Source organism: Deinococcus misasensis DSM 22328 (assembly GCF_000745915.1).
In the GTDB taxonomy this organism is placed as follows: Bacteria; Deinococcota; Deinococci; order Deinococcales; family Deinococcaceae; genus Deinococcus_C; species Deinococcus_C misasensis.
In genome coordinates this window covers 48601-72976 of the sequence record NZ_KN050781.1, presented here as the reverse complement: position 1 = coordinate 72976, position 24376 = coordinate 48601, and the positions used below count along the sequence as shown (strand labels likewise).

General features: G+C 55.6%; 23 protein-coding genes. 13 read left to right on the top strand and 10 right to left on the bottom strand.

Annotation, left to right across the window (positions count from 1 at the left end):
- Window positions 1-102: 102 nt before the first annotated feature.
- From Q371_RS23650 to xylA, 6 genes are all read right to left on the bottom strand, one after another.
- Window positions 103-927: an alpha/beta hydrolase gene (locus tag Q371_RS23650; protein ID WP_034345641.1), complete on the bottom strand. Its 825-nt coding sequence runs from the start codon at window positions 925-927 to the stop codon at window positions 103-105.
- Complete coding sequence (locus Q371_RS23645; protein ID WP_051965162.1) at window positions 927-1703, bottom strand: HAD hydrolase family protein; 777 nt, start codon at window positions 1701-1703, stop codon at window positions 927-929. The genes Q371_RS23650 and Q371_RS23645 overlap by 1 nt, the downstream gene beginning before the upstream one ends.
- A gap of 94 nt (window positions 1704-1797) precedes the next feature.
- Window positions 1798-2946, bottom strand: a complete 1149-nt coding sequence (locus Q371_RS23640) for a pyridoxal phosphate-dependent aminotransferase (RefSeq protein ID WP_034345639.1) — start codon at window positions 2944-2946, stop codon at window positions 1798-1800.
- Window positions 2947-3222: 276 nt separating this feature from the next.
- Entirely contained in the window at window positions 3223-4410 is a 1188-nt protein-coding gene (locus tag Q371_RS23635) for an ROK family transcriptional regulator (RefSeq protein ID WP_034345636.1), read from the bottom strand.
- A gap of 241 nt (window positions 4411-4651) precedes the next feature.
- Window positions 4652-6079 carry a xylulokinase gene (gene xylB, locus Q371_RS23630; protein ID WP_051965161.1) on the bottom strand — a complete coding sequence of 476 codons (1428 nt, stop codon included), beginning with the start codon at window positions 6077-6079 and terminating at the stop codon, window positions 4652-4654.
- A gap of 132 nt (window positions 6080-6211) precedes the next feature.
- On the bottom strand, window positions 6212-7384 hold the full coding sequence (xylA, locus tag Q371_RS23625; protein ID WP_034345633.1) for a xylose isomerase: 1173 nt from the start codon (window positions 7382-7384) through the stop codon (window positions 6212-6214).
- 602 nt (window positions 7385-7986) lie between these two features.
- Here xylA and xylF point away from each other — a divergent pair.
- From xylF to Q371_RS23605, 4 genes are all read left to right on the top strand, one after another.
- On the top strand, window positions 7987-8991 hold the full coding sequence (xylF, locus tag Q371_RS23620; RefSeq protein WP_245618441.1) for a D-xylose ABC transporter substrate-binding protein: 1005 nt from the start codon (window positions 7987-7989) through the stop codon (window positions 8989-8991).
- Between the two features lie 151 nt (window positions 8992-9142).
- Window positions 9143-10357 carry a sugar ABC transporter permease gene (locus Q371_RS23615; protein WP_034345629.1) on the top strand — a complete coding sequence of 405 codons (1215 nt, stop codon included), beginning with the start codon at window positions 9143-9145 and terminating at the stop codon, window positions 10355-10357.
- Window positions 10358-10359: 2 nt separating this feature from the next.
- On the top strand, window positions 10360-11103 hold the full coding sequence (locus Q371_RS23610; protein ID WP_034345917.1) for an ATP-binding cassette domain-containing protein: 744 nt from the start codon (window positions 10360-10362) through the stop codon (window positions 11101-11103).
- A gap of 212 nt (window positions 11104-11315) precedes the next feature.
- The gene (locus Q371_RS23605) at window positions 11316-12758 is read left to right on the top strand and encodes a hypothetical protein (RefSeq protein ID WP_034345626.1); all 1443 of its coding nucleotides are present in this window, start codon (window positions 11316-11318) and stop codon (window positions 12756-12758) included.
- Window positions 12759-12768: 10 nt separating this feature from the next.
- Here the strand turns inward: Q371_RS23605 and Q371_RS23600 are convergent, their stop codons facing one another.
- Window positions 12769-14052, bottom strand: coding sequence for an arsenic transporter (locus tag Q371_RS23600; RefSeq protein ID WP_034345624.1), 1284 nt, complete (start codon window positions 14050-14052; stop codon window positions 12769-12771).
- A 69-nt stretch (window positions 14053-14121) separates the two neighbouring features.
- Here Q371_RS23600 and Q371_RS23595 point away from each other — a divergent pair, with 69 nt between their 5' ends.
- Window positions 14122-14358: a DUF2442 domain-containing protein gene (locus tag Q371_RS23595; RefSeq protein WP_034345621.1), complete on the top strand. Its 237-nt coding sequence runs from the start codon at window positions 14122-14124 to the stop codon at window positions 14356-14358.
- A gap of 9 nt (window positions 14359-14367) precedes the next feature.
- On the opposite strand, the gene Q371_RS23590 is transcribed toward Q371_RS23595, so the two are convergent.
- The 3 genes from Q371_RS23590 to Q371_RS23580 are packed head-to-tail and all read right to left on the bottom strand — an operon-like array spanning window position 14368 to window position 15862.
- Window positions 14368-15156 carry a DUF4832 domain-containing protein gene (locus Q371_RS23590; RefSeq protein WP_034345618.1) on the bottom strand — a complete coding sequence of 263 codons (789 nt, stop codon included), beginning with the start codon at window positions 15154-15156 and terminating at the stop codon, window positions 14368-14370.
- Window positions 15132-15668, bottom strand: a complete 537-nt coding sequence (locus Q371_RS23585) for a hypothetical protein (protein WP_157442920.1) — start codon at window positions 15666-15668, stop codon at window positions 15132-15134. The genes Q371_RS23590 and Q371_RS23585 overlap by 25 nt, the downstream gene beginning before the upstream one ends.
- Window positions 15641-15862: a hypothetical protein gene (locus Q371_RS23580; RefSeq protein WP_157442919.1), complete on the bottom strand. Its 222-nt coding sequence runs from the start codon at window positions 15860-15862 to the stop codon at window positions 15641-15643. Before Q371_RS23580 ends, Q371_RS23585 begins: the two co-directional genes overlap by 28 nt.
- A 98-nt stretch (window positions 15863-15960) precedes the next feature.
- Here Q371_RS23580 and Q371_RS23575 point away from each other — a divergent pair, with 98 nt between their 5' ends.
- The 8 genes from Q371_RS23575 to Q371_RS23540 all read left to right on the top strand — a co-directional run bounded on the left by Q371_RS23575 (window position 15961) and on the right by Q371_RS23540 (window position 24370).
- On the top strand, window positions 15961-17661 hold the full coding sequence (locus Q371_RS23575) for a phosphodiester glycosidase family protein (RefSeq protein ID WP_034345610.1): 1701 nt from the start codon (window positions 15961-15963) through the stop codon (window positions 17659-17661).
- A gap of 91 nt (window positions 17662-17752) precedes the next feature.
- Window positions 17753-19147, top strand: a complete 1395-nt coding sequence (locus tag Q371_RS23570; RefSeq protein WP_034345608.1) for a CbiX/SirB N-terminal domain-containing protein — start codon at window positions 17753-17755, stop codon at window positions 19145-19147.
- A gap of 296 nt (window positions 19148-19443) precedes the next feature.
- Window positions 19444-19917, top strand: a complete 474-nt coding sequence (locus Q371_RS23565) for a flavin reductase family protein (protein ID WP_051965202.1) — start codon at window positions 19444-19446, stop codon at window positions 19915-19917.
- Between the two features lie 164 nt (window positions 19918-20081).
- Window positions 20082-20597 carry a hypothetical protein gene (locus Q371_RS23560; RefSeq protein ID WP_034345605.1) on the top strand — a complete coding sequence of 172 codons (516 nt, stop codon included), beginning with the start codon at window positions 20082-20084 and terminating at the stop codon, window positions 20595-20597.
- 383 nt (window positions 20598-20980) lie between these two features.
- Window positions 20981-23107, top strand: coding sequence for a hypothetical protein (locus tag Q371_RS23555; protein ID WP_157442918.1), 2127 nt, complete (start codon window positions 20981-20983; stop codon window positions 23105-23107).
- The gene (locus Q371_RS23550) at window positions 23107-23523 is read left to right on the top strand and encodes a hypothetical protein (protein ID WP_034345601.1); all 417 of its coding nucleotides are present in this window, start codon (window positions 23107-23109) and stop codon (window positions 23521-23523) included. Before Q371_RS23555 ends, Q371_RS23550 begins: the two co-directional genes overlap by 1 nt.
- Window positions 23523-23942, top strand: coding sequence for a hypothetical protein (locus Q371_RS23545; RefSeq protein ID WP_034345599.1), 420 nt, complete (start codon window positions 23523-23525; stop codon window positions 23940-23942). Before Q371_RS23550 ends, Q371_RS23545 begins: the two co-directional genes overlap by 1 nt.
- Complete coding sequence (locus Q371_RS23540; RefSeq protein ID WP_034345597.1) at window positions 23939-24370, top strand: prepilin-type N-terminal cleavage/methylation domain-containing protein; 432 nt, start codon at window positions 23939-23941, stop codon at window positions 24368-24370. The genes Q371_RS23545 and Q371_RS23540 overlap by 4 nt, the downstream gene beginning before the upstream one ends.
- Window positions 24371-24376 lie beyond the last annotated feature (6 nt).

The following is a 24376-nucleotide window of genomic DNA, read 5'->3' as shown; positions in this document are numbered from 1 at the left end:
CGGCTCTCGGCTCTCGGCTCTCGGCTCTCGGCTCTCGGCTCTCGGCTCTCGGCTCTCGGCTCTCGGCTCTCGGCTCTCGGCTCTCGGCTCTCGGCCAATCCCTCATTCTTTCCCGAAAAACACCAGCAGATCACCCAGTTGGCTGGACCAGTATTCCATGTCGTGTCCGCCTTTTTCCTCTGTGAACTCCACGTTGGCTCCGGCTTCGCGCAAGTCACGGACAAAGTGTTCGTTGACTTCTTTCAGGGGATCGGATTTGCCGACATCCAGACGAAACAACAAGGATTTCAGGTTGACCCGTTTGATCAGTTGGAAAGGATCGCGGTCTTTTTTGAGTTCAGGGGTGGCGTAAAGCCAGTCCCTCTGGTCGGTGTACAGGTCGTCTTTTCCATCCCAGAGGGCTGCGCTCTGGGCACCGATTTTGCTGAACAGTTCGGTGCGCGTGAGCCCGAGGTAGAGAGCTGCGTATCCACCCATCGAGGTGCCACCGATGTAGCGGTTGTCCCGATTGGTGAGGGTGGAGTATTTGTTGTCGATGTAGGGCACCAGTTCTTGTGCAAGGTAATCGGCGTACCTGCCTGAGGAAACCCCGGCGATGCCCTGTCTGCTGTTCACGGCAAAACTGTTGTCGTAGTCAGGAGACACCACAATCATGGGTCGGATTTTCTTCTGCTCGATGAGTTTGTCCAGCACCTCCTGTGTGTTCAGTTTCCCGAGCCAGAAGGTGGCATCTCCACCGTAAGGGTGAAGCAGGTACAGGGTGGGGTAGCGTTGTTTTTCGTCGTAGTCTGCGGGAAGGTACACCCGCACCGACATGCTTTTGTCGAGGGCCGGACTTTGCACGGAGAGGGTTTCCAGTTTGGAGGAGGCAGCCTGTGCCACCCCGAGCAGCATCAAACCAAGCATTTGAACAGTCAAAGTTCGCATCAGGACCTTCCTTCCAATTGACGCCCGAGCCACGCTGGAAGCCCGATCAGTGGGCAGGACACCTGTTCTTTGCAGATGTCTTTCAGGTAGGGGGCATCTCCAACTTGCACGGCATGTCCGGCGTGTTTCAGCATCTCCAGATCGTTGTCGCTGTCTCCGAAGGCTGTGACGTGCTCCAAGGATACATTCAACAGCCCTGCAATTTCCATGAGGGCATGCCCTTTGTGGGCCTGTGCTGCGGTCACGGTCAGGACATCAAGGTAAGGGGCAACCGCTCCTCCAGCGTTCAGGTGAGGCAAAACCTCTTTGATTCTGGCCTTCAGCAAAGGGGCTTCATGTCCTCTGAATTGGATTTGCAGGATGTCATGGTGGTGCATTTCAGCCAGAGGATGGATCAAGTCTTGCGCACGCCATGTGTCCCACTCTGGGGCCTCATGGTCAGATGCAAAGCACAAAGGCCGTTCTTTGAGGGCCGATCCCACCACCTGCATGCCTTCAGGGACCAGTTGCACAACAGCTTCAATTTCTGCCTGAGACAGGGGATGCTGGCGCACGGTGGTTTCTCCCAGCACAATCCGGTTGCCGTTTCCCAGAGCCCTTGCGTCGGGTTGAACCAGATCCAGCAAAGCTCTGGGCAAGGTGAACCGTCCGGTGAGCAGGGCTATTTTGTGCCCTCTGGCTTTCAGGGATTGCAGATGGGAGATGGTCTCTGGGCTGTGTTGATCGGTGGATTCATCAATCAATGTTCCATCCACATCAAAAGCAAACAGGTGCATGGTCTGTATTTTATGTTACGAACATAAGAGTTGTGTGATTTTGCACAGAAAAACAGGGCGAGGGGATCCTCACCCTGCTGTGTTTCCAGAGCCCTTACAGAAGTGTGGAAATGCGCTTCAGGGCTTCCTCAATGTTCTCCATGCTGGTGGCATAACTGATTCGAATGCGACCCGGAGCGCGGAAATCGGTGCCGGGAACCACAGCCACTCTGGCCTCGTCCAGAATGCGCCTTGCCGCTTCAATTTCATCGGTGTGGATGGGGGTGGTGTCCACCATCACGTAGAAAGCCCCATCTGGAGTGGGGGTCACCAGACCCATGTTGTTCAGGCCAGAGACAATGAAATCCCGACGCTCACGGAATTTCTCTCGGGCGTACTCGATGTACTGGTAACTGTCCCGGATGGCCTCCAGAGCCGCGTACTGGGCCACACTGTTGGCATTCGAGGTGCTCTGGCCCTGAATGGCGTTCATGGCTTTGATCAGGTGCAAAGGGCCTGCTGCGTACCCAATTCGCCACCCGGTCATGGCATAAGCTTTGGATGCCCCGTTGATGGTCAGCACATGGTCATTGCCGTACTGCGCAGCCGAAACGTGCTTCTGCCCATAAATGATGTGCTCGTACATCTCATCGGTGATGAGCAGCAGGTCTTTTTCAAGCGCGAGGTTCACTAGAGCCTTGATGGTCTCCTCGGGATAAACCACCCCTGTGGGATTGGAGGGACTGTTGATCATGATGGCCACGGTGCGATCCGTGACCGCAGCACGCACTTTTTCAGGGTCCAGCCTATAGCCCTCTTCTGCCAGAGTGTCCACGAAAACCGGGACCCCTCCAGCAAAAGTCACCATCTCGGGGTAGGAAACCCAGAAAGGGGCAGGGATGATCACCTCATCTCCGGGATCGATCAGGGCAATCAGGGCATTGAAAATCGCCTGCTTGCCCCCCGAGGTCACGGTCACCTGCTCTGGAGAGTAGGTCAGGCCATTTTCGCGCTGCAGTTTTTCGCTGATGGTTTCGCGCAATTCAAAAATCCCGTTGACCGGGGTGTACTTGGTTTTGCCTTCCTGAATGGCCCGGTAAGCCGCCTGCTTGACGTGCTCTGGGGTGTCGAAATCGGGTTCTCCGACGGACATGGAAATCACATCCACACCCTGCCGTTTCAGTTCGAGTGCACGGGAGGTCACCGCCACCGTGCTGGAGGGTTTTAAGGCTTGAATCTTCTGGGAAAGCTTGGCCTTGAACATGGTGTTCAGTTTACTTCTGGGGGGTGGAAGGGGGTTTGGGGGTTATAGACCTTTGAGTGAGGGGTACAAGCCGAGGGCAAAGAACAGCCAAGGCAGAAGGCAGATGTAGGGGCGAGGCGTGCCTCGCCCTGCTTGCATGAGCAATTGCATCTTAGGGCGAGGCACGCCTCGCCCCTACAAATCAATTTGACGATTTTTTCTGCGTACAGCACGATGCTCTCGGCTCTCAGCTCTCGGCTCTCAGCTCTCGGCTCTCGGGGAGGCACGCTGAGCCCTTCAGCCCTCTCCCACCCTGAGCGCCTGCTGCAACACACTCCCCGCTGCCCCAATCGCACTGGCATTGACCCGGTACCTGCATTTCACAATCACCGAATCTGAGTACAGGCCGGGATGGGTGCGGGTTTTCACCTCGTTCAGGGTGCTGTCCCAGAAATGCTCAGAGAGGTCCATCAGGGGTCCCCCGAGCACCACCCGGCTCGGGTTGAAGGTGGTCAGGAGGTTGCTGATCAGGATGCCCAGATACCTGGAAAAGCTGTGCAAGGCGGTCAGGGTTTCCGGGGTTTGTGCTTCCAGAGCCCTTGCAATTTCGGCAATGCTGCCCTGTCCATGCCCGAACAGGCTCTGGCTGAGGGCACGCACACTGATCAGGGTTTCAGCGCAGCCGACTTTGCCGCAGGTGCAGCGTTTGCCCTGATCGGGCTGCAAGGTGGTGTGTCCGATTTCTCCGGCGTATCCGCTGTGCCCTTGAAGGATGTCCCTTTTCAGAATGAACCCCGAGCCCAGACCTTCTCCAAGACTCAGGTAAATCAGGTCTTCCACATCGGTCAGGTTTCCGAACATGTATTCGCTCATGGCGGCGGTTTTGGCCTCGTTGTTGATGTGGAGGAGCAGGTCATGGCCAGCCTGTTTCAGGCTGGAGTCCAGAAAAGACAGCACTGGAACGCTGGACCAATCGAGGTTGGGTGCGTACAGCAAAACGCCAGTCTGAGGATCCACCGGACCGGGCAACCCAATCCCTGCGCCCACCACTTTGCGTTTCTGCTGCCCTGAAAACTCCAGAGCTTCCAGCAAGAGCCTCACCACCTGTGCCAGAACCCTCGCAGGTTCTCCGCCAGCATGGTTTTCCTGCATCTCTTGCAGGATTTCCCCTCTGGGATTGGTCACCACCAGATGGATTTGATGTGGCGTGAGTTCCACCCCGATCAAGGCCAACCCATCATGGTTGAAGTGGATGGGCAGGGAAGGACGGCCCACCCTGGACGCCTCCTGACTGCCCAGCAAAAGCCAGCCCTCATCCGAAAGCTCCTGAATCAGCTGGCTGACCGTGGGTTTGGCCAGATTCAGTTTCTTGGCGAGGTCTGCTCTGGACAGTCCGGGATGCTCCCGCACCGAGGCCAGCAAAGCCATCCGGTTGAGTTTTTTGAGAAGGGCCTGATCGCCTGCAATGGTGCCGGTGTGTTTCATGGAGGGTCCTGTGTCAGGGGGGATTTTAGCATTTTGCCGAGGGCCGAGAGCATAGGGCCGAGGGCAAAAGACAGCCGAGGGCCAAGGGCCGAGAGCCGAGGGCAAAAGTTGCGATAGCTAAAGCTTTCAGGGCTTCTACAGACATATCTCTTGACCATTTTTGCTGTGTAACACATGATGCTCTCGGCTGTCTTTTGCTCTCGGCTCTCGGCCACAGGGCGACGCACGCATAGCCCCTACTTCACAACCGCACATACCTCCCATACCCCTCCACATAAGCCTCTGGATTCTGGGGCAATGTGGTTTGAACGGCAGGTTCACGCTCTGGAAGGGCAAATCCGGCCACTTTGAACCCGAGCAGGGCAGCCCCGTAAGCGGCCCCTTGCACGTAGGCAGGTTTGAGGACCGGGATTTGCAGCACGTCGGCCAGAATTTGCACCCAGAGGTCGGACTTGGAGCCCCCTCCTGTGGCCAGCACCTGTTGCAAAGGAGTCAGGGGCTGAATGATTTCGAGGGCATCGCGCAACGAATATGCCACCCCTTCCAGCACCGAACGCACGATGTCCTGAGGTCCACTGGCCAGAGAAAGCCCCTGAAAAGAGGCCCGCAGGTTGGGATTCAGGTGGGGGGTGCGTTCTCCAGCAAGGTACGGTTTGAAGGTGACGCCGTTTGCGCCCGGAGCGCTCTGGGCCGCCATTTCAGTCAGCTGGGTGAAGCTGTGGCTGGGAAAGAAGGTGTCTTTCAGCCACTGCAAACTGCTGGCTGCACTTAAGGTCACCCCGAGCAGGTGGTAGGCTCCGTCGGCGTGACAGAACAGGTGCACCCGGCCTTGTGGGTCAGGGTTTGCGCTGGTCAGGGGTGCAAAAATCACCCCAGAGGTGCCCAGAGAGAGGGTCCCGGTGTGCAGGTCGTCTTGGCTGATCCTGAGTCCTGTTGCTGCGGCTGCGTTGTCTCCGGCTCCGGCCACCACGGGAATTCCGACAGGCAATCCCGTTTGCTGGGCGACCTCTGCAGAAAGCCTGCCCACCTGTTCATCGGAGGGGATGACCTCGGGGTAGTATTCCACCGGAATGTCCAGAGCCCCCAGAATTTCACGGTCCCACTGTTTGCTTTCCAGATGAAAGCAGTTGGTTCCAGAGGCGTCACTGGGTTCAGCACGCATGGTGCCGGTCAGTTTGAAAGCAATGTAGTCTTTGGGCAGCAGGATGTGGCGCACTTTGGCGTAATGCTCGGGTTCCTGATCGCGCAGCCAGATCACTTTGGGCAACTGAAAACCAGTGATCGCCGGGTTTCCGGTTCTGGCAATGAAGGTGTCTTTACCGATGATCTGGTTCAGTTTCTCGACGGCGTCTCCAGTGCGCTGGTCGTTCCAGAGAAGGGCGTTGCGAATCACCTCCCCTCTGGCGTCCAGAGCCACCATCCCGTGCATCTGTCCCGAAAGCCCGAGGGCCAGAATTTCGGTGCCCTCTGGCAGCATTCCGGCCACTTCTTTGAGGGCTTGCAGTGAAGAATCCCACCACTCCAGCGGACTCTGTTCGGTCCAGCCGGGTCTGGGGGTGTAGAGGGGGTGGGTTTTGATGCTTTCAGCAAGGATTTTTCCGGTGCTGTCGACGGCCAGCACCCGTGCTCCTGATGTTCCAAGATCCAGTCCCAGGGTGACCTGAGTCATAGGTTGACCTCCAGAAAAAAGGACCAGGCAGGGAGAGAGTGCGACCTGGTCCGGAAGAATTTCGATGTTGAAGAGGGCTTTGTCAGAACTTGAGCCGAGGGGACAGTCCTGAGCAAAGCGAAGGGCAGGGGGTTACTTGCCCCTCACCCCGAGCAGCACTTCAGCGGTCAACTGGTCGATTTTTTCCAGTCCACGGCCTTTGCTGCGGATGCCGTCCAGATCGAAGCTGGTGTCTTTCAGTTGCTGGGCGTTTTCAGGGCTGAATTTCTGGGTCAGGCCACTCAGGGTTTCGTCTCTGACGTAGTATTCGGCCAGAGCAGCTTGAATTTCGGGATCTGCGTTGTACTGTGCGACTTTTTCTTTGAGGATCAGGTAGGTGCGCATGCAGCCCTTGGCAAACTCCCAGACGCCGTCGTAATCTTCGGTGCGCAGGGCGTGGGCATCGAAGTGGCGGGGTCCCTGATAGCCGGAGTCTTCCAGCAGTTTGACGGTGTAGAAGGCGCTCTTGTAGTTCTCGCTGCCAAAACGCAAATCCTGATCGAAACGGCCCATTTTCTGGTCGTTGAGGTCCACGTGGAACAGTTTGCCAGCGTCAATGGCCTGTGCCAGAGCGTGTGGGAAGCTCAGGCCAGCCATGGTGTCGTGGGCAAACTCGGGGTTCACACCCACCATTTCGGGATGGTCAAGGGTGGCAATGAAGCCCAGTGCTGCACCGACGGTGGGCAGGAAGATGTCCCCTCTGGGTTCGTTGGGTTTGGGTTCCAGAGCGAACTTGTAGCCGTAGCCCTGTGCGGTGTTGTATTCGCAGAGGAAGTTGAGGGCTTCGCGGTACCAGGAAATGGCGTCGAGGGTGCGGTTTCCGGCGTCCACTTCTGCACCTTCGCGGCCACCCCAGAACACGTAGGTTTTGGCACCAAATTCGGCCCCGAGGTCCATGGCTTGCATGGTTTTCTGGATGGCGTAGGCTCGCACTCGGGCGTCTGCACTGGTGAAGGCACCATCACGGAAAACGGGGTCGCCGAACAGGTTGGTGGTGGCCATGGGAACCACCATTCCAGTGGCGTCCAGAGCGGCCTGGAAATCTTTTTTGATTTGTTTGGCCTGCTCGGGGGTGGCGTCTGCGGGGATGAGGTCGTTGTCGTGGAAGTTGACCCCCCATGCGCCCAGAGCAGCAAGCTTTTCCACAATGTGTGGGGCGGAGATGGGTTCACGAACAGCGCTTCCGAAAGGGTCGCGGCCAACGTTGCCAACGGTCCACAGGCCGAAAGTGAATTTGTGTTCTTTGCTGGGCTGGTACAGGGTCATGGGCACTCCTTTGAGGGGTCTGGGGTATTTAGTTAGAAAGACTAACTAAAGTGTAGGGGTGATTTGGGTGGATGTCAACTCTGGTCCGGGTGCAAGGTTTCGGGAGTACTGATTTGCTTCATGAAAGTGGCATGAAATGGGCTGAGGTGCCCCTCCGAGGGCTTGACAGGGATAGTTAGTTTGAGTAACTTAATACCGATCCATCAACCTCTCTGCGTCATCACTGGACTGAAGCCCGCCTCCAGAGTTCTCAAGACTCTGGAGGTCGAATTTCCTTTTGATTGTTTCTTTTTTTGCCACCATGCAAATGGTGGATCAAGTCATGGTTTTTTGTGCCGATCTTTGAAAAAACTTGCAAAAAATCCACATTAAGCCCCAAATACCTTTTGAAAATCAAAGCAGAAATGCCAAATCCTGTTTGTTGGAAAGATAACTCGAGTGATTTGTGTTTTCAAGAATTTTCATGAATCGAAACGATTGACAAAAAGACAAAACTGCCCGTAGACTCCAATCGAAGTTCAAAATCAAACGTTGGACCAGAGTCATGCTCTGGAGGGGAGTCTTTTATGAAAAAGATCTGGTTGATGTCATGTGTGATGGGCATGTCTGCATTTTCCTCACTTGCTCTGGCCGAAGGTGTGGTGGTGGGGGTCAGTTGGTCCAACTTTCAGGAAGAACGCTGGAAAACCGACGAGGCCGCCATCAAAGCCGAACTCGCCAAAACCGGAGCGAAATACATCAGCGCTGATGCCCAGAGCAGCAACGAAAAGCAGGTCAGTGACATCGAAGGCCTGATCACCAAAGGGGCCAACGTGCTGATCGTGCTGGCACAGGACAACGTGGCCATTTTGCCCGCCATCCAGAAAGCCAAAGCCGAAGGCATCCCCGTCATTGCCTATGACCGACTGATTGAAGATCCCGCTGCGTTCTACATTTCCTTCGACAACAAAGAAGTGGGCAAACTGCAAGCCCAGATGGTTCTCAAAGCCAAACCCAAAGGCAACTACGTGTTCATCAAGGGAAGCCCCACCGATCCCAACGCCGACATCCTGTTCCAGGGCCAGATGGAAGTGCTGAAAAAAGCCATGGACTCTGGGGCCATCAAAAAAGTCGGTGAGCAGTACACCGAAGGCTGGAAACCCGAGGTCGCCCAGCGCAACATGGAGCAGATCCTGACCGCGCAGGGCAACAAAGTGGATGCTGTGGTGGCTTCCAACGACGGCACTGCAGGCGGAGCCATCGCTGCCCTGAGTGGCGTGGGTCTGGCAGGCAAAGTGCCGGTTTCTGGTCAGGACGCCGACAAAGCCGCCCTGAACCGCATCGCCAGAGGACTGCAAACCGGAACGGTCTGGAAAGATGCCCGCACTCTGGGTCAGAAAGCCGCTGAAATCGCTGTGCAGCTTGCCAGTGGAACCGCCGTCAACAAAGTGAAGGGTGCCAAAACCTTCAATGGGGGTCCCAAGAAAGTTGCTGTCAGCAGCATCCTCCTCAAACCCGTGGTGATCACCAAAACCAACTTGAACGTGATCATCGACGCAAAATGGGCCACCAAAGCCGAAGTGTGCGCAGGGGTGACCGGGAAGAACATTCCAGCAGCCTGCAAATGAGCTGAATTTGCCGAGAGCACAGGGCCGAGGGCTGAGAGCAGTGCTTTCCGCCCCGGCCTTCAGAAGTGAGAAACACAGCCAGAGCCGAAGGCTGTTGCGTCAGCGATACTCTCGGCTCTGGGCCCTCAGCCCTCGGCTTTTTAAGGAAAACATGCAAAAACGTCTTGAAAAACAAGCATCCCGGCCCCTGATGGCCAGCCTGCAACTGGATGGTCGCCTGATGTTCATGGTGGGGGCCATTCTGGTGATCTGGGTGGCTTTTCACCTGCTGACCGACCAGACCTTCATCACGGCACGGAACCTCTGGAACCTTGCCGTGCAAACCAGTGTGGTGGGGGTGATGGTGGGTGGCATGGTGCTGATCATCGTGACCCGCAACATCGACCTCTCGATTGGCAGCATGCTGGGCTTTGCAGGCATGGTGATGGCCGTGACCAACACCCACCTGCCGTTCCCGGACCCATGGAATGCCATCGTGACCCTGCTTCTGGGCTTGCTCCTGGGCGTGGTCCTTGGAGGGGTTCAGGGTTATTTTGTGGCCTATCTGGGGGTCCCGAGTTTCATCATCACCCTTGGAGGCTTGCTCATTTACCGCTCTGGAGCATGGATTCTGACCGAAGGGCAGACCATCGCCCCCCTCTCTGAGCATTTTCAGGTGCTGGGAGGCGGTCTGAACGGCTCGATTGGTGGAGGTTGGACGTGGGCTCTGGGCCTGAGTGCCATGCTGGCTGTGCTGGCCGGAGATGTGTGGGGATACCGCAAACGCCAGTCCAGAGGCCTCACCATCCGTCCGGTGTGGGCGCAGGCTCTGGTGACCGTGTTCAGTTTGCTTTTGATTCTGGGCTTCACGCTGGTGATGAACGGGTACAGCTATCCGCAAACCAGCATTCCCAGAGGGATGCCCGTTCCGGTGCTGATCATGCTGCTGGTGGTCGGCCTGTTGACCTGGACGGTGCGCAATACCCGGTTTGGCCGTTATGTGTTTGCTTTTGGGGGCAACCCCGAAGCTGCAAGGCTGGCGGGCATCAACACCCGTCTGTTGACCGTGCAGATTTTCGCCCTGATGGGTGCCCTGTCCGGTCTGGCCGGAGCCATCCAGACGGCACGCCTCAATGCCGGGACCAATTCCACTGGAACGCTCGCAGAACTCAGCGTGATTGCTGCTGCGGTGATTGGCGGAACCTCTCTGGCAGGTGGGGTGGGCACCATCACCGGAGCGATGCTGGGAGCACTGCTGATGTCCAGTCTGGCCAACGGCATGGGCCTGATGGACCTGCAAACCGCATGGCAGAACGTCGTGCAAGGTGGAGTTCTGATTCTGGCCGTGTGGCTTGACGTGCTCTACAACAAAAACCGTCCGGGGTGACCATGCAAAAACTTGTGGAAATGCACAACATCAGCAAACGATTTGGAGGGGTGCAGTCTCTGGACGATGTCTCCGTGGACCTGTCGCCCGGTGAAGTGGTGGGTTTGCTGGGTCACAACGGAGCAGGCAAAAGCACACTGATCAAAATTCTCTCCGGTGCTTACAGCGCCGACTCGGGCCGGATTCTGGTGAATGGGCAGGAGGTCCACATCAAGAGCCCCAGAGATGCCCAGAACTGCGGCATCGAAACCATCTACCAGAACCTCGCTCTGGCCGACAATCTGGATGTGGCCGCCAACATCTTTCTGGGCCGTGAACTGCGCAAAGGCCTGATGCTGGACGAAGACCACATGGAATACGAAGCAAGGCAGGTTTTAAGTCGCCTGAAAGTTCAACTTCCCACCCTGAAAAAGCCGGTTCTGACCTTCTCAGGGGGCCAGAGGCAGGCCATTGCGATTGCGCGGGCCATTTACTTCAAGGCCAGAGTCCTGATCATGGACGAACCCACCGCTGCCCTCGGGCCGCAGGAAACCCGTCAGGTGGCCGAACTGATCCGTGCCCTCAAAGACGAAGGGGTGGGCATTTTCCTGATTTCCCACGACATGCACGATGTTTTCGCCCTGACCGACCGGGTCAGTGTGATGAAAAACGGACGCGTGGTGGACACCGTGCGCACGGCAGATGTGACGCAGGATGAGGTGCTGGCGATGATCATCTCGGGGACGAAGCCGGTGGGGAGGGCCTGAAAAGGCCGAGGGCAAAAAAGCTTTTGCTTGAGCATTCAGGGCGAGGCATGCCTCGCCCCTACAGATCCCCTTGACGATTTCCTGAACGAACAGCACGATGCTCTCGGCTCTCGGCTCTCGGCTCTCGGCTCTCGGCTCTCGGCAATGGGCACGCCAAGCCCTCAACCAACATCCCTTTTACATCCATCCTTCTCATTCCCTAAAATGAACCCATGATTGAACAATTCAAAAACCTGCTGCAAGACCTCTGGCAGATCCTCTTGCAAAATGCCTTTCAGGGGTTTGTGGTGCTGCTCGGGGTGGCGGTGGTGCTGGGGTTCATGGCCTGGCTGCTGACCAGAGTGGACCGGGACGCCCTGAGCAAAATTGCAGTCCAATTCAACCGTATTCTGGGGCCTGTGAGCCTGACTTTGCTGCTCGGGGTGGTGCTCTGGGTGTCATGGGTGGGCCTGTCTGTGGTGCGCAACGACCTGAATGTGCGACTGCTCCAGCGGGAGAGTGCCACCTTCTCCAGCACCGAAATTCCCGCCGGAGGGGACACCACCCAGTACAGCCCGTATGCCAGTTATTTGCAAGAAAGAACCTACACCCGCAATCTGGTTTTGCCCTCGGACCTGCTGGACCGCATCGGGGTGGAAGGGGCCGAAATCCTCACCCCTTACCTGCCCGACCCGAGCACCGAAAACATCACCCGCCTGCAGGACCAGTTCCGGCGCAGTGGCAAGCAACTGGTGCTCACCCGTGAAGCCACCCAGCTCACCGAAGAACCGATTGCGCTGGAAGGCACCGACATCAAGGTGGATCTGGGCTTCGTCCAGAGCACCGACAGCAAACGCTCTTACTACAACGCGGCTTTCGATGGAACGTATGTGTTTGTGAACCCGTTGCAGCAGGCTGCCACAGCCCGGTTCAATTTTCCTTTGCCTTATGGCTCTGGGACCCTCAAAGATTTCCAGATGACCGTCAATGGGCAGCGCTTTGAGCTGGCCAACCTCAATCAGGGGTACCTCTGGGAAGGGGAGATTGCTCCTGCCCAGAAAGTCACGGTGCGCGTGCAGTACAAGAATCAGGGGTCCAGAACCTGGCGTTACGAACTCAGCAACAAACGTGAACCCATCAAGGCTTTCAAGTTGCAGCTCACTTCTGGTCAGAATGCCAAATTCCAGACTGGCAGCCTGTACCCCACTTCCCAGAGTGGCAACCGCTACAACTGGGATTTGAAGAACATCATCACTGCCCAGAGCATTGTGCTGTCTTTCTCTGGTGTGGCAGTGCGTGAAACCCTCCTGAAAGTCTTTGGTTTTGTTCCCCTCAGCCTGCTCATGCTGGCCTTGTGGGTCACGGTGTTCAGCCTGCTTCACCACAGAAAGGTGCCGCTTCTGGAACTGGTTTTTGCTGTGGTGGGTCTGACGCTGGCTGCCGTGTTTGGCACGTATCTGGTGACTTACCTTGCAGCCCCTCTGGCCGTTCTGGTGGCCTGCCTGCTGGGAGCGGTGGTGGCTGTGCGCGCACTGGGGAACCTGTATCTGGTGCCTGCATTGGTCAGCAGTTTCACGCCAGCAGTGTTCCTCTGGACGGGCAATGCAGGTCTGGTCCTGAGTTTGCTTGGGATGGTGGTTCTGCTCAGCCTGATTCCGATGCGCAAGACAACCTGATCATCCTTTGTCAAAGTCCTTGAAGCACGAGGACCAGAGTGGTCAGGGTCAAGAGCAACACCGGCAGGGTCAGCAAAATGCCCATTTTGAAGTAATACCCCCAGGTCACCTGAATGCCTTTCAGGGCCAGCACATGCATCCAGAGCAGTGTGGCAAGGCTGCCAATGGGTGTGATTTTGGGGCCCAGATCACTCCCCACGATGTTGGCGTAGACCATGCCCTGCTTCACCGTTTCAGAGACCTGTGCTCCATCGATGGACAGGGCACCGATCAGAACGGTGGGTAGGTTGTTCATCAGGCTGGACAGCAGGGCCATCAGAAAACCTGCGCCCAGTGTGCCTGTCCAGAGGTTGCCTCCCATCTGTTCCAGCAGGGTGCTGAGCTCTGCCGTGAGCCCCTGATTTTTCAGGCCATACACCACCAGATACATCCCGAGGCTGAACACCACGATGTGCCATGGCGCATTCCTGAGGATTTTGCGGGTGCTCATGTGGCCAGATTGTCCGCCCACCACCCACAGCCAGATTGCCCCTGCAATGGTGATGAAACTGACTGGAATGTGGAACCGTTCAGCGGTGAAGTAGCCCACCAGCAGGACCAGCAGGACCGCCCAGCCAGAGAGAAAAACCCCTCTGCTGCGGATGGCGGTGTGGGGCTCGGACAAAGCAGCCATGTCATACCTTGCAGGGATGCTCTTGTGGTAAATCCAGTACAGCAAACCCAGACTGCCCAGCAGAGCAGCAAAATTGACAGGCACCATCACTCTGGCGTATTCCCCAAATCCAATCCCGAAGTAATCGGCGGTGATGATGTTGGTCAGGTTGGAGATGATCAGGGGCAAACTGGTGGCATCGGCAATGAAGCCCACAGCCATCACAAAAGCCAGAGCCACTTTGCCACGGAATCCCAGTGCAAACAGGATTTCCAGCATGATCGGGGTCAGGATCAGGGCGGCACCGTCATTGGCGAAGACACAGGTCACCAGTGCCCCGAGCACCACCATCAACACAAAGAGCCGTTTTCCGCTGCCCTGTCCCCACCTGCTGACGTGCAGGGCGGCCCATTTGAAAAATCCCGCTTCGTCCAGCAGCAAACTGATCACGATCAGGGCAATGAAAGTCAGGGTGGCGTTCCAGATCAGGCCCCACACGGTTTGCACATCCTGCAAACTCACCAGACCCAGCAACAATGCCAGAACAGCACCCAGAGAGGCACTCCAGCCAATGGACAGTTTGAAAGGCTGGACAATCACCAGAGCAAGGGTCAACACAAAGAGGATCAGGGCAGTCAGCACGACAAACAGCTTAGTGCAGAAACGTGTTTATGCTGATGTGTGATTCGGACAATGGGTTTAACCTGAGGTATGTTGTACCGCGTTCAAAAGGTCGATTACATTCCGCCATACAGTCTCAGGTTGCATTACACCGATGGTGTGCAGCTCAGGGTCAACCTGATGTCCTGGCTGAGAGAAGGTCTGGTTTTTGCGCCGTTAAGAAACCCCGAGCGCTTTCAGAATTACCATCTGGAACGCTCGGGTCAAGTTTTGAGCTGGGGAGAGGATCTGGAGGTCGATGTGGACACCTTCAGGTGTGACGATTGAGGTGGTTTTTCAGGGCACCAGTCGGTTGATGCTGAGGGTGCCCAGCAACAACCGGCCGCTGCTGTCCCGGGCGGGACCCGCCATGAAAAGGGGCATGGGCAAAACGCTCTGGCTGTCCCGGAGGCTCAGGTAGAGCTTGTATTTTCCAGAGGGCAAATTGCTGGGAACGGCAAGGGTTTGCAATACGTCTTTGCTGCTGGCTGGATTCCAGCGGGTGAGGTCCAGCAGGGCTCTGGGTGAGGCCACCGTGTTGTTGGAGGCATTCACCAGACTGTAATTCGCGTTCCACACTTCATAGGCTGGTGCGTTGCCCAGATTTTGCATGGACAGGGTGAGGGCCAACTGGTCGATGCAGTTGCTGGTCATGGTGGTTTTCAGCAGTTTCGGCCACAGGCCTGCGGTTTTGTGGATGCCGTTCACCTGTCCCTGTTCGGTGGCGGTCAGGTTGCTCCAGCTCAGGGTGGTGTTGCCGTTGCTGACGGTGGTGATGTGATAGGCATTCACATCGCTCTGGGCACGGGTGAAGAAGTTGGGGCGGTCTCGACCTGCCTGTGTGGTGACCTGTGCAAATTCGGCAATGACAGGGGCGGTCAGGTAACGGGTTTTGAGCACATTCTCAATGAAAGCAGCATCGTAATTGGCCTGCAGTCCTCCTGTGAACCAGTCCCATCCCAGAGAGTCCCTGCGCCAGCCGATTTTTTCGGATTTGGCAAGGGCATAAGGCAGGGCCTGGTGTCCGTCGCTCATCATGACCAGAGGGAAACCCAGATCCATCAGGTTGTCGGTGACGATGTCCACAAGTTTCTGCTGGGTTCGGGGGTGGCTTCAGGCAGGATGGCCGGGGTTCCGGTCCACAGGTGCCATTCTCCCCAGAAGCCATACGTGCCAATGTCCACAAAGGCGATGTCCCGGGCAAGGTTGTTCTGGATCAGGTGGTTTCTGAGTTGCTGGTAAAAATCATTGTAAAAAGCCAGAAAAGTGGGGTCGTTCCAGTTGGGCACCACCACATCCACCTGAGGGGTTCCAGTGGCAGGGTAAGTGACCCGGGTGCTGTAAGGTTCCACGTGGGTGGGCAGATAAGAACGGTTTGCAGGATCGGGTTCCAGAGCAGAACCCATGGGCTGGATCCTGAAGCCCAGTTTTTGCCCCCGGTTGCGGGCCCAGCCCATCACGGTGTTCAGCCAAGAGAAATCGTACTGGCCGGTGCTGGCATTGTAAAAACTGTCCCAGGAGTAACGGCGGTAATCCACTCTGGCAGCATGAAAAGTTCTTCCTGCAGGGGTCAGGGGATCAAATTCTGTGCCAAACATTCGTACAGGCCGGTGGTGAGGTTGGCGTCATTGGTGAAAGCGGTTTTGTAGGATGCAGGGGTGTAAGAGAAAGCATAAGTGCAGGCCAGAGGTGCAACCGGGCTTTCCTGTGTTGAAGAGGGCCGGGGAGAGGTGGAGCATGCGCCCAGCACCAGACCAAGGGAGGTCAGCAGCACAGCAGAAACAGGTTTCATGGTGCTTTCCATTGTAGCAAAAATGTAACCCCTGTCACAAAACTGTCAAGGGCAAGTCTCACCCAACCGGGGACAAGAACCTTTACATTTGAAATGTCATGCGCTCCCGAGTTGTTGCTGCCCTTCTGCTGTTGTCCTTCGGTTCTGCTTTTGCCCGTCCTGTTTATGTTGCTGGACAGAACACCCGCATGGAAACCCGCATTGTGCAGGGTCAAGAAGTGCTCCCTCTGGAAGGCATGGTGCTGCTGGGGGTTCAGGTGTTTCAGGATGCCCAGAGCATCGAATTTTCTTTTCAGGGCAGCAGGCAGGTGTTCAGGCCGGGCTCTGGCTGGGAGAGCGCATCCCTGCCCAGCCTGATTTTTCAGGAAGGGCGCTGGCTGGTTCCCGTGTCCTTGCTGGAGGCTCTGGGGTTTAAGCCCATCAACAACCTTCCCGAGTTGATCGACTATGCTGCCTTGCCGGGCCCTCCTGCGGTACCCACTGAAAATGTTCAGGTTCCTGAAGTGCCTGTGGCGGTACAAACCGTATTTCAAGGCATTCGGCACAGCGTACAAATCGAGGAGTACACCGAACGGACCCGCATTGTGCTGGACCTTTCGGCCCCTGGTCAATTTGAAGTCAAGGACAACAAAATCACTTTGCTGGATGTGAAAGGCACAGCCACGGCATTGCCCCTCTCGGGTTCCAAGGGCATTCGGGGCATTCGGGTGGAACCGGGTGCTCAGGGCATGCAGGCCAGCCTGACCCTCAACAAAGGGGCAGAATTCAAAGTTTTCCCTTTGCAGAATCCACCCAGAGTGGTGATTGATGTGTTTCAATTTGTGCGTCCACAACTGCCTCCTTTTCCCAACCTTGCCACTTTGCCTGCCGGAGTGAAATACCAGAAACTCGGGGATCTGGAACTGCTGGTGTTCAACAAAACCCTGTTTCAGCCCAAACTCACCTCGGGTTTCTTGCAAGGCGTAGAGACTTTTGTGAAACAAGGGCAGGCCGTCGCTGGCATCAATGGTGGATACTTCGACATGCGCACAGGTTTCCCTGTGGACATGGTGGTGCGGGATGGCCGTCTGCTGTTTGGTGGTCTGGAAAAACGTTCAGCGGTGGGTTTCACCACCACAGGTGACCTCATGTGGGGGGTGCCCAGAGCCCGTTACACCCTCTCCACCCCTCTGGGTCAGGGCCGGGTCAATGCAGTGCGTTCTTCTCCCAGAGAAGGCTGGCTGACCCTGTTTGTCGGAGACAACAAAACCCTCGTGGGTGGCAAAGGTTTTGTGACCCTGACCGTGCAAGATGGGGTGGCCACCCGGGTGTCTCTGGAACGCTTCAAACCCGCTGAAGGTGAAATGACCATCACCTTCCAGCCCGAGAAATTCCCTTTCCTGCCCACCACTCTGGGGGCTCAGGTGGCGGTGGGGGTGGCATGGGCAGATGACACATGGCAAAGCGCCAGAGATGTGCTGGCCGCAGGTCCCATGCTGGTCAGGGACAGCCAGTATGCCGTCAATCCTGTGCAGGAGGCTTTTGACACTTCGGCCAGCATCTGGCGTCCGACCAGGCAGGTGGCTTTCGGCACCACACAGGACGGCGATTACGTGTTTGCCTACCTGAAGTGGGGCAACCCTGAGGATTTCGCCAGAGCCCTGATCAAAGCGGGTTTGCAGCATGCCCTCAGGCTGGACAGCGGAACCAGTGCCACGGTTTTTGTCTCTGGTGGCTTCTTGAACCGCACATGGGCCAGACCTGTGCCAAACGCCATTTTGATGGTGCCCAAGACCAGCACCACCGCCCGGTCGAAATGATTTTTGACTGGCATTCCGCAGGGTTTCAGCATCGGTCAAAAAGCATAGCCCCATCTGTGGGCTTTCCCTGCCTTCGGGTAGAATGGACACCATGCGTTCACTGGTGCTGATCGGACACGGCTCACATCTCAATCCTGATTCCGCCCAGGCGGTCTATCACTATGCAGAATTGATCCGTCAGGCAGGCGTTTTCAGCGAGGTCATCGAAGGGTACTGGAAAGAAGAACCCTCCCTCAGGCAGGTCCTGCGCACCACCCGTTACTCCGATGTCACCGTGATCCCCATGTTCATCAGCGAGGGGTACTTCACAGAAACGGTGATCCCCAGAGAACTGAACCTCGGGCACTCTGGCCCTGTGCCTGTGCAGGGCATCACCCGCCAACTCGGGGGGAAAACAGTGCGTTACACCCTGCCTTATGGGGTGCACCCCCGCATGACCGATGTGATTCTGGCCCGTGCCCATGAGGCTTTCCCAGAGTTCAACCCAGAGGACACTGGCCTTTTGATCATTGGGCATGGCACCACCCGCAACCAGAACAGCAACCGGGTGATTTACCAGAACCGGGACCGCATCCGTGAACGGGGCCTCTTCAAAGAAGTGCATGCCCTGTTTCTGGATGAAGACCCCAAAGTGGACACCTGGGAGACCCTCTTCACCACCCGAAATGTCATCATGGTGCCGTTTTTCACCGCCGAAGGCTGGCACACCCGCGAAACCATCCCCGAGGATCTCGGCCTGACAGGGCAAGTGACGGAGTTTGAAAACCACTCCGTGCATTATGGGCTGCCTGTGGGCACCCACCCCATGGTCACAGATGTGATTCTGGACATGGCCCGCGATGCATGGCACAACACCTCAGCCTCTGGGGAACCCAGCCCGGAGCAAGAAGCGGCATGGGACACCTTTCTGCATCTGGCCCGTCAGGGCATGCGTCTGGGAGAGGTCTTGATCCGCCATGATGTGGGCCTGTTCACCCTCCAGCACATGCTCGATGAAGGCAAGGACCAGCTTCAGGTCTTTGTGGCTCCAGAGTCCATTCGGGATCTGGTCCGGATGTCGGATGCCGGAGAGTACCGCCCCGTGCATACCTTCCGCAACTTGCCCAGAGGGTGGAAAGGGGTGTTCAATGAAGCGGATTTCCGCCGGGCCATCTCTTATGTGTACCCCAGTGTGCTGGAAGACACCTACCTGTACCAGAAAGGTGCCCTGAGGGTGACCCCATGGATCAGCACAGCACGCAGGCAGACCGGTATTTATGCCAGAGTGCAGCAGGCCACCTTGAAAGATGTGGATGTGGTCAGCAAGAAGATCTGCGGATTTTGCCTCAAGAGCAGGCTCTGGTATGGCGAGCAGCTTTACCAGACTTTTCTCGATGGTGTGCCAGGCAACATTCCCTGTGTGGAAGCCTGCACCTATGTGATTTCGGAAGTTCGGGAGCATGTGGCCCAGAAAGCCAGCAAAACCTCCCCCTCTGGTGCTGTTTAGATGCGTGTGGGTAGGGTAAGGTAAAAGTCTGAATTTTGGTCCATCCCCTGAAAAAGCGTTCAGCGATCAGTCATCAGCGTTCAGGAAAAAGCCCACCCAGAGGATGTTGCTGTAGGGAGCAACAATCCAAAGTCCCAGTCCTCTCAGGCTGATCAAGCTCAAGGGATATCACAAAGAATTTCCTTCTGACTGCTGATGGGTCTGTTTGTATTGTCTGAACAGCCACGTTTGCATTGACCCTGCGCCTGTGAGTTGATTCCCTTTGCGGTACCGTGCAGGGGTTTATGCTGTGGAGCATGTTTCATCCCATTGATTCCAACCATTTCCGGGCCAGTCTGGGCCGCTTCCCCAGTGGGGTCACTGTCGTGACTTGCAAACAAGAAGGTCAGGTTCACGGCATGACCGCCAGTGCCTTTGTCAGTGTCTCCATGGATCCTCCTCTGGTGCTGGTTTCGGTGGCCAAAAAAGCCCGCATGCACGACAAACTCCTGAATGCAGAAGAATTTGGCATCAGCATTCTGGCACAGGATCAGGCCCACTGGAGCAACCACTTCGCAGGCAAACTGCACACCCAGGAACCTGAGTTCACGGAACACGAGGGGGTTCCAGTTCTGGAAGGTGCTCTGGTGAATCTGGTTCTGAAGACCCACCAGAGGGTGGAGGCAGGCGACCACACCCTGTTCATAGGGGAGATCACTTACGCGCGATACACAGAACAGGACGCTCTTTTGTACTTTCGTGGCAAGTATGGTCAATTTCAGCCTGAGTGAACGTGCTTTGCAACCCTTTCAATCTTGAACTCAGCCTACCCCGATGGGGTAGGCTGAAGTCTGGCTGAAGAGAGATATACTCTTGAGTAAGCATGTTTTAAGATTTGAAACAAGGAGTATCCACACCCTGCTGTTCTCTGGTGGGGCGGAGGTCTGGTGTAGTGATGTTCTTCCGCAAAAACGACGTGCATGTGCCCGACACCCCCGAAACACCTCCTCCAGTGCCCCCATCCATGCGAATGGCGCACTGGGTCTACACCTTGAGTGACAACTGGTTCATCCGGGAAGATGTCTGTTTGGATGACATCAATTTTGATTATGTCCTGCTCTCAAGGTATGGGGTTTATGCTGTGTACCTGCAGCCTTTTCAGGGGTATGTGGTGGCACAGAACATGCACTTGAAAATCAATGGAGAACTCCAGGACCACCTGATCCGCCTGATTCGTGGCCGGAACGCGATCCTTGAAAAAAGACTGAAGATCAAAGTGACCCCTGTGGCCATGTTTGACAACAGCGACATCCGGGGCTTTGATCTCGGAGGGGTCAAGGTGGCCAACCCAGAGTTGCTGGTCAATTATCTGGAAGCCTTGCAGGTGGCTTCGGTGTCGGTCCGACAATTTTCGGAAACCAATCGGATTTTGCGTGAGTTCTCCATGGTGACTGCACCCCGCTCTGGATGAAAGCATCCCCACTGCAGGATTCCCAGAATTTGAATCTCCATTTGGCTCTGTGTTCTGGCAGCAAACTCATGTTCTGGTCTGGATGTGCCCTGAAAACATTCGGGCAAATGCTGTGGTTTTGAACACCACATCAGAACACCAGAGCAAAGGTTTTGCTGATTGTTAGAAAGATTAGAGAGTGTTCTTGCCTGTTTGTTGCGCTTTGTCAGGGTTTTTTTACTGTGCAGACTTGACTGTAAAACAAATGTCAGGCAGTCTAGAATCAGCCCTCTGGGTGAAGTCTGCCTTGATGGGATCATCTCTGTTAAGAAAATGTAAAATGTGGTAAGCCGACAGGGTGCAGGACAAGACCCTGTCATGAATCAACTCCTGAGGTGTCAGTGATGGGTAAACATAAGCAACAAGGTGTAGCCGTTGTCACAGTTTTGTGGACAACCCTGATCATTGGAGGCCTTCTCGCAGTGGTGGGCATCAATGTGGTGCGGCAACTCAGTGCCAACAAGAACAACCAGGTGCGCAACGAAATGGTCTCGTTGGCAGACAGCATCTCTGAGCAGGCCAGAATGTCCCTTTACGATAACCTGAAAACCAGCAACAAAACCCCCATCACTTTCCTGAACGATCTGCGCAGCAAAGTCAATGCGGGCACTTATGATTCCACCCAGATTGCTCTGGGTGGTGGGATCAAAGGCGCCTGGACGGTCAAACGGGTGTCGGAACCCACAGCTGAATATGGTTGGGTGGACATCCATGCCACGGTCAAGCGAGGGAACGACAAGCAAACGGTGGTGCGCCGAATCTCTCTGGGACAGAGCAACGTCTTCAGATTGGCCATGCTCACCGAGACCGTCAACTGCATGTTCTGTCACTTCCAGGTCAACGGTGACGTGGGAACCTACCAGAAATTCAGACCCGGTTGGGGCAACGATGCTTCCGGTGGCGTGTCCGCCTCAGGAACTGGAAGTGGAGCCACCTCCAACATCAAGGGTTCGGTGTACAGCGCTGCTGCCACTCTGGCAGACAGCAGCAACTTGACCGGCAGCCCCAAAGACATCAACGGCACCAAAGTGTATGGCAATGTGGAGACCAATTACAAAGGGGACATGTTGCCCAAGGACAAAAACGGTGTTCCTGCATTCCCACCCATCAAACGCTCTGTTGCCATGGCCAACGCCACAGGATCCATCAAAACGACAGGCGATGGAACGGGCAGAATTCTTGCCTTGCCTTTTGGAACCAACTACACCAGTTTGAACAACAACAAGGTGTCTTCCATCGACAAAGTTTACAACGGCAATGTTGTGCTGGTGGGTACCCCCACCGACCCCATCGTGCTTGACCAGGACATTTACGTGACCGGAGATGTGATCATCAAAGGTGTGGTCAAAGGCAGAGGCGGAATTTATGCAGGTCGCAACCTGTACCTGGCAGGCAACCTGGTTGCCGCCAACCCTGCAGATCTGCCCAACAAAGGGGTGTGTGCTGGCATTTCGGACAAAACAGCTTGTGCGAAGAAAAACATTGCTGCAGGAAAAGATGAAGTCCGTGCTGCTGCACGTGGCAACATCATTGTGGGAGACTACACCCGTTTCAACGGCACCAACACCCGCACTCCCGATGACCGGCAGGCCCACGAATTCATGGAATCCCAGTTCAATTTTTCTGGCAAGAAATATTTCAGCAGAACCACCGGCGAAGAAGTGATGTGTGACAACACAGACAGCAACTGCAAAGACATCGAGGGCAATCCTGTTTCCAATGGTGACCGTTTCATTGAAACAGGGGCACGTCAAACCGACTTGCAAGACGGTTACTCCATGGCCATGCGTCCTGGAGTGGTGAATGGGGCAACGGCCAAATTCACCTCCTGGATGACCGACACCCAGTACGCCAATGAAATGCTGACCTATGAGAACGACACCAACCGTTCCTGGCGCACCGAGTTCAAAACCGGTACGGATAGCGCCACCACCGCTGCCCAGAAGGCTGAGCTGATTGCTGCAGGCGTTCCCAGCGCAACGGCAACCACCATCAGCAACTTGCTTGCCACCAAGAAAAATGGGAGCGGAAACGTGAGCAACGTGGATGGGGTGACAGGTTATTACGATGTCAGTGGTGGTACGGTGCGTTTCATGCGGGACACCACCCGGTCTTACAAAAAACAGGTCACCAAGGTGGATGCTTTCCTGTATGCCAACCAGCGCATTGGTGGGGTGATCCTCAACAAGCCAGCTGAAATCAATGGTGGAATGATTGCCCGTGAAATTGGGGTGCTGGCTGCCGGTTTGCAAAAAGAATGGTGGATGAACAATTCACGATACGACAGCTTGAAAAACCTCACCACATGCAGAAACATTGCTGCCAATTCTGAAGATTGTGCCATGACCCTGAATTACGACCACCGCTTGCAAGCTGGAGGATACGGCTTCAACATGGTGGGTGGACAGGTTGGACAGACCGCACAATGGCAACTGAGCGGCAACACTGCAGACGATGTGGCGGTGAATTGATGGTCAACAAAAGTGGTGATCAGATCAGCCGAATCATTGCTGTTTTGCTGGTTGTGATCGTCGTTGTGTTCGTGGTGGTGATGGTGCGTGAAGGACAGCGGTCAAGCCTTGTGCCTTCTGCATCAACACCGAAAGAACAATCCACCCCGGTGGCTCCCAGAAATGCTTCAGAGATGCTTCTGACGGTCCAGACTCCAGGGGTGGAAACCCCTGGAGTGAAAGAAAACAAGACCTACTATCTTCCTCAGGACGTCAACATGCAGGTGGTCAGTGACATGGTGGTGAACCCGGATGGAGGGGTGACCCTGACCCTGACCAATGGTCAAAAACTGGTGGTGTCTTCGACAGAAATGAACCAGATCGATCCGCAAATCAGGATGTACGCACAGTACACCCTGGAGAAGGGCACCCCTTGATGAGACAGCAGAGATCTGGATACACCCTGATTGAGATTCTGGTGCTGGTGGGGATCCTGACCATCCTCTTCTCTCTGGGTGTGGGCAGTTACCAGTCTTACCAGAAAGCAGTCCAGCTCAATGAGATGGTGGAGAAAACGGCTGGTTTGATTCGTGACACCCAGGAAGCGTCCATGACCAACAGCCAGAGTTATCTTGTGGATTATGTGCCGGCCTCCACCACCTTTGAAGTGCGAGACTCCAGCAGCACCTTGATCAGGACTTTGAAACTTCCTTATGGAGAAGCCAACAACTGGATCAATGACATTGTCTTTTTGAGCCGGGGATTGCCTCAACAGCAATACCAGTTCAACCTCAAAAACGGTGCTCGAACACGCACAGTGTATGTGTTGACCACAGGGAAGGTGATTGTTCGATGAAGCGAACACAGTCAAGCAAAGGTTTCACGCTGGTTGAAGTGCTGGTTTCATTGTTGATCCTGTCTGTGGTGGCCATTGGGTTCTTCTATGTGACCGGAGCCAATGCCAACCTCTTCAAAACCAGCGATGAGCGCAGCAAGATCACGGTTTATGCGCAGGACATTCTGGAAAGGGTCAAAATCAACTGGAGCGATGCCACCAAATTTGAGAACCGTGATGCCATCGCTGTTCCTGTACCTCCTGTGGCAGGTTACACCGTGGATCCCCTGAATGTGGAATTCTTGAAACCGGATGGAACTGTGGTGACCTCGGGCACCTATGTCACCAATCCCATCCTGTACAAAGTGACCCTGACCATCAAATACAAAAGTGCGGTTTATTACACCGTTTCCATCCGGATTGGGCATCCTGTTCCGCCCACCACCTGAGGAGCA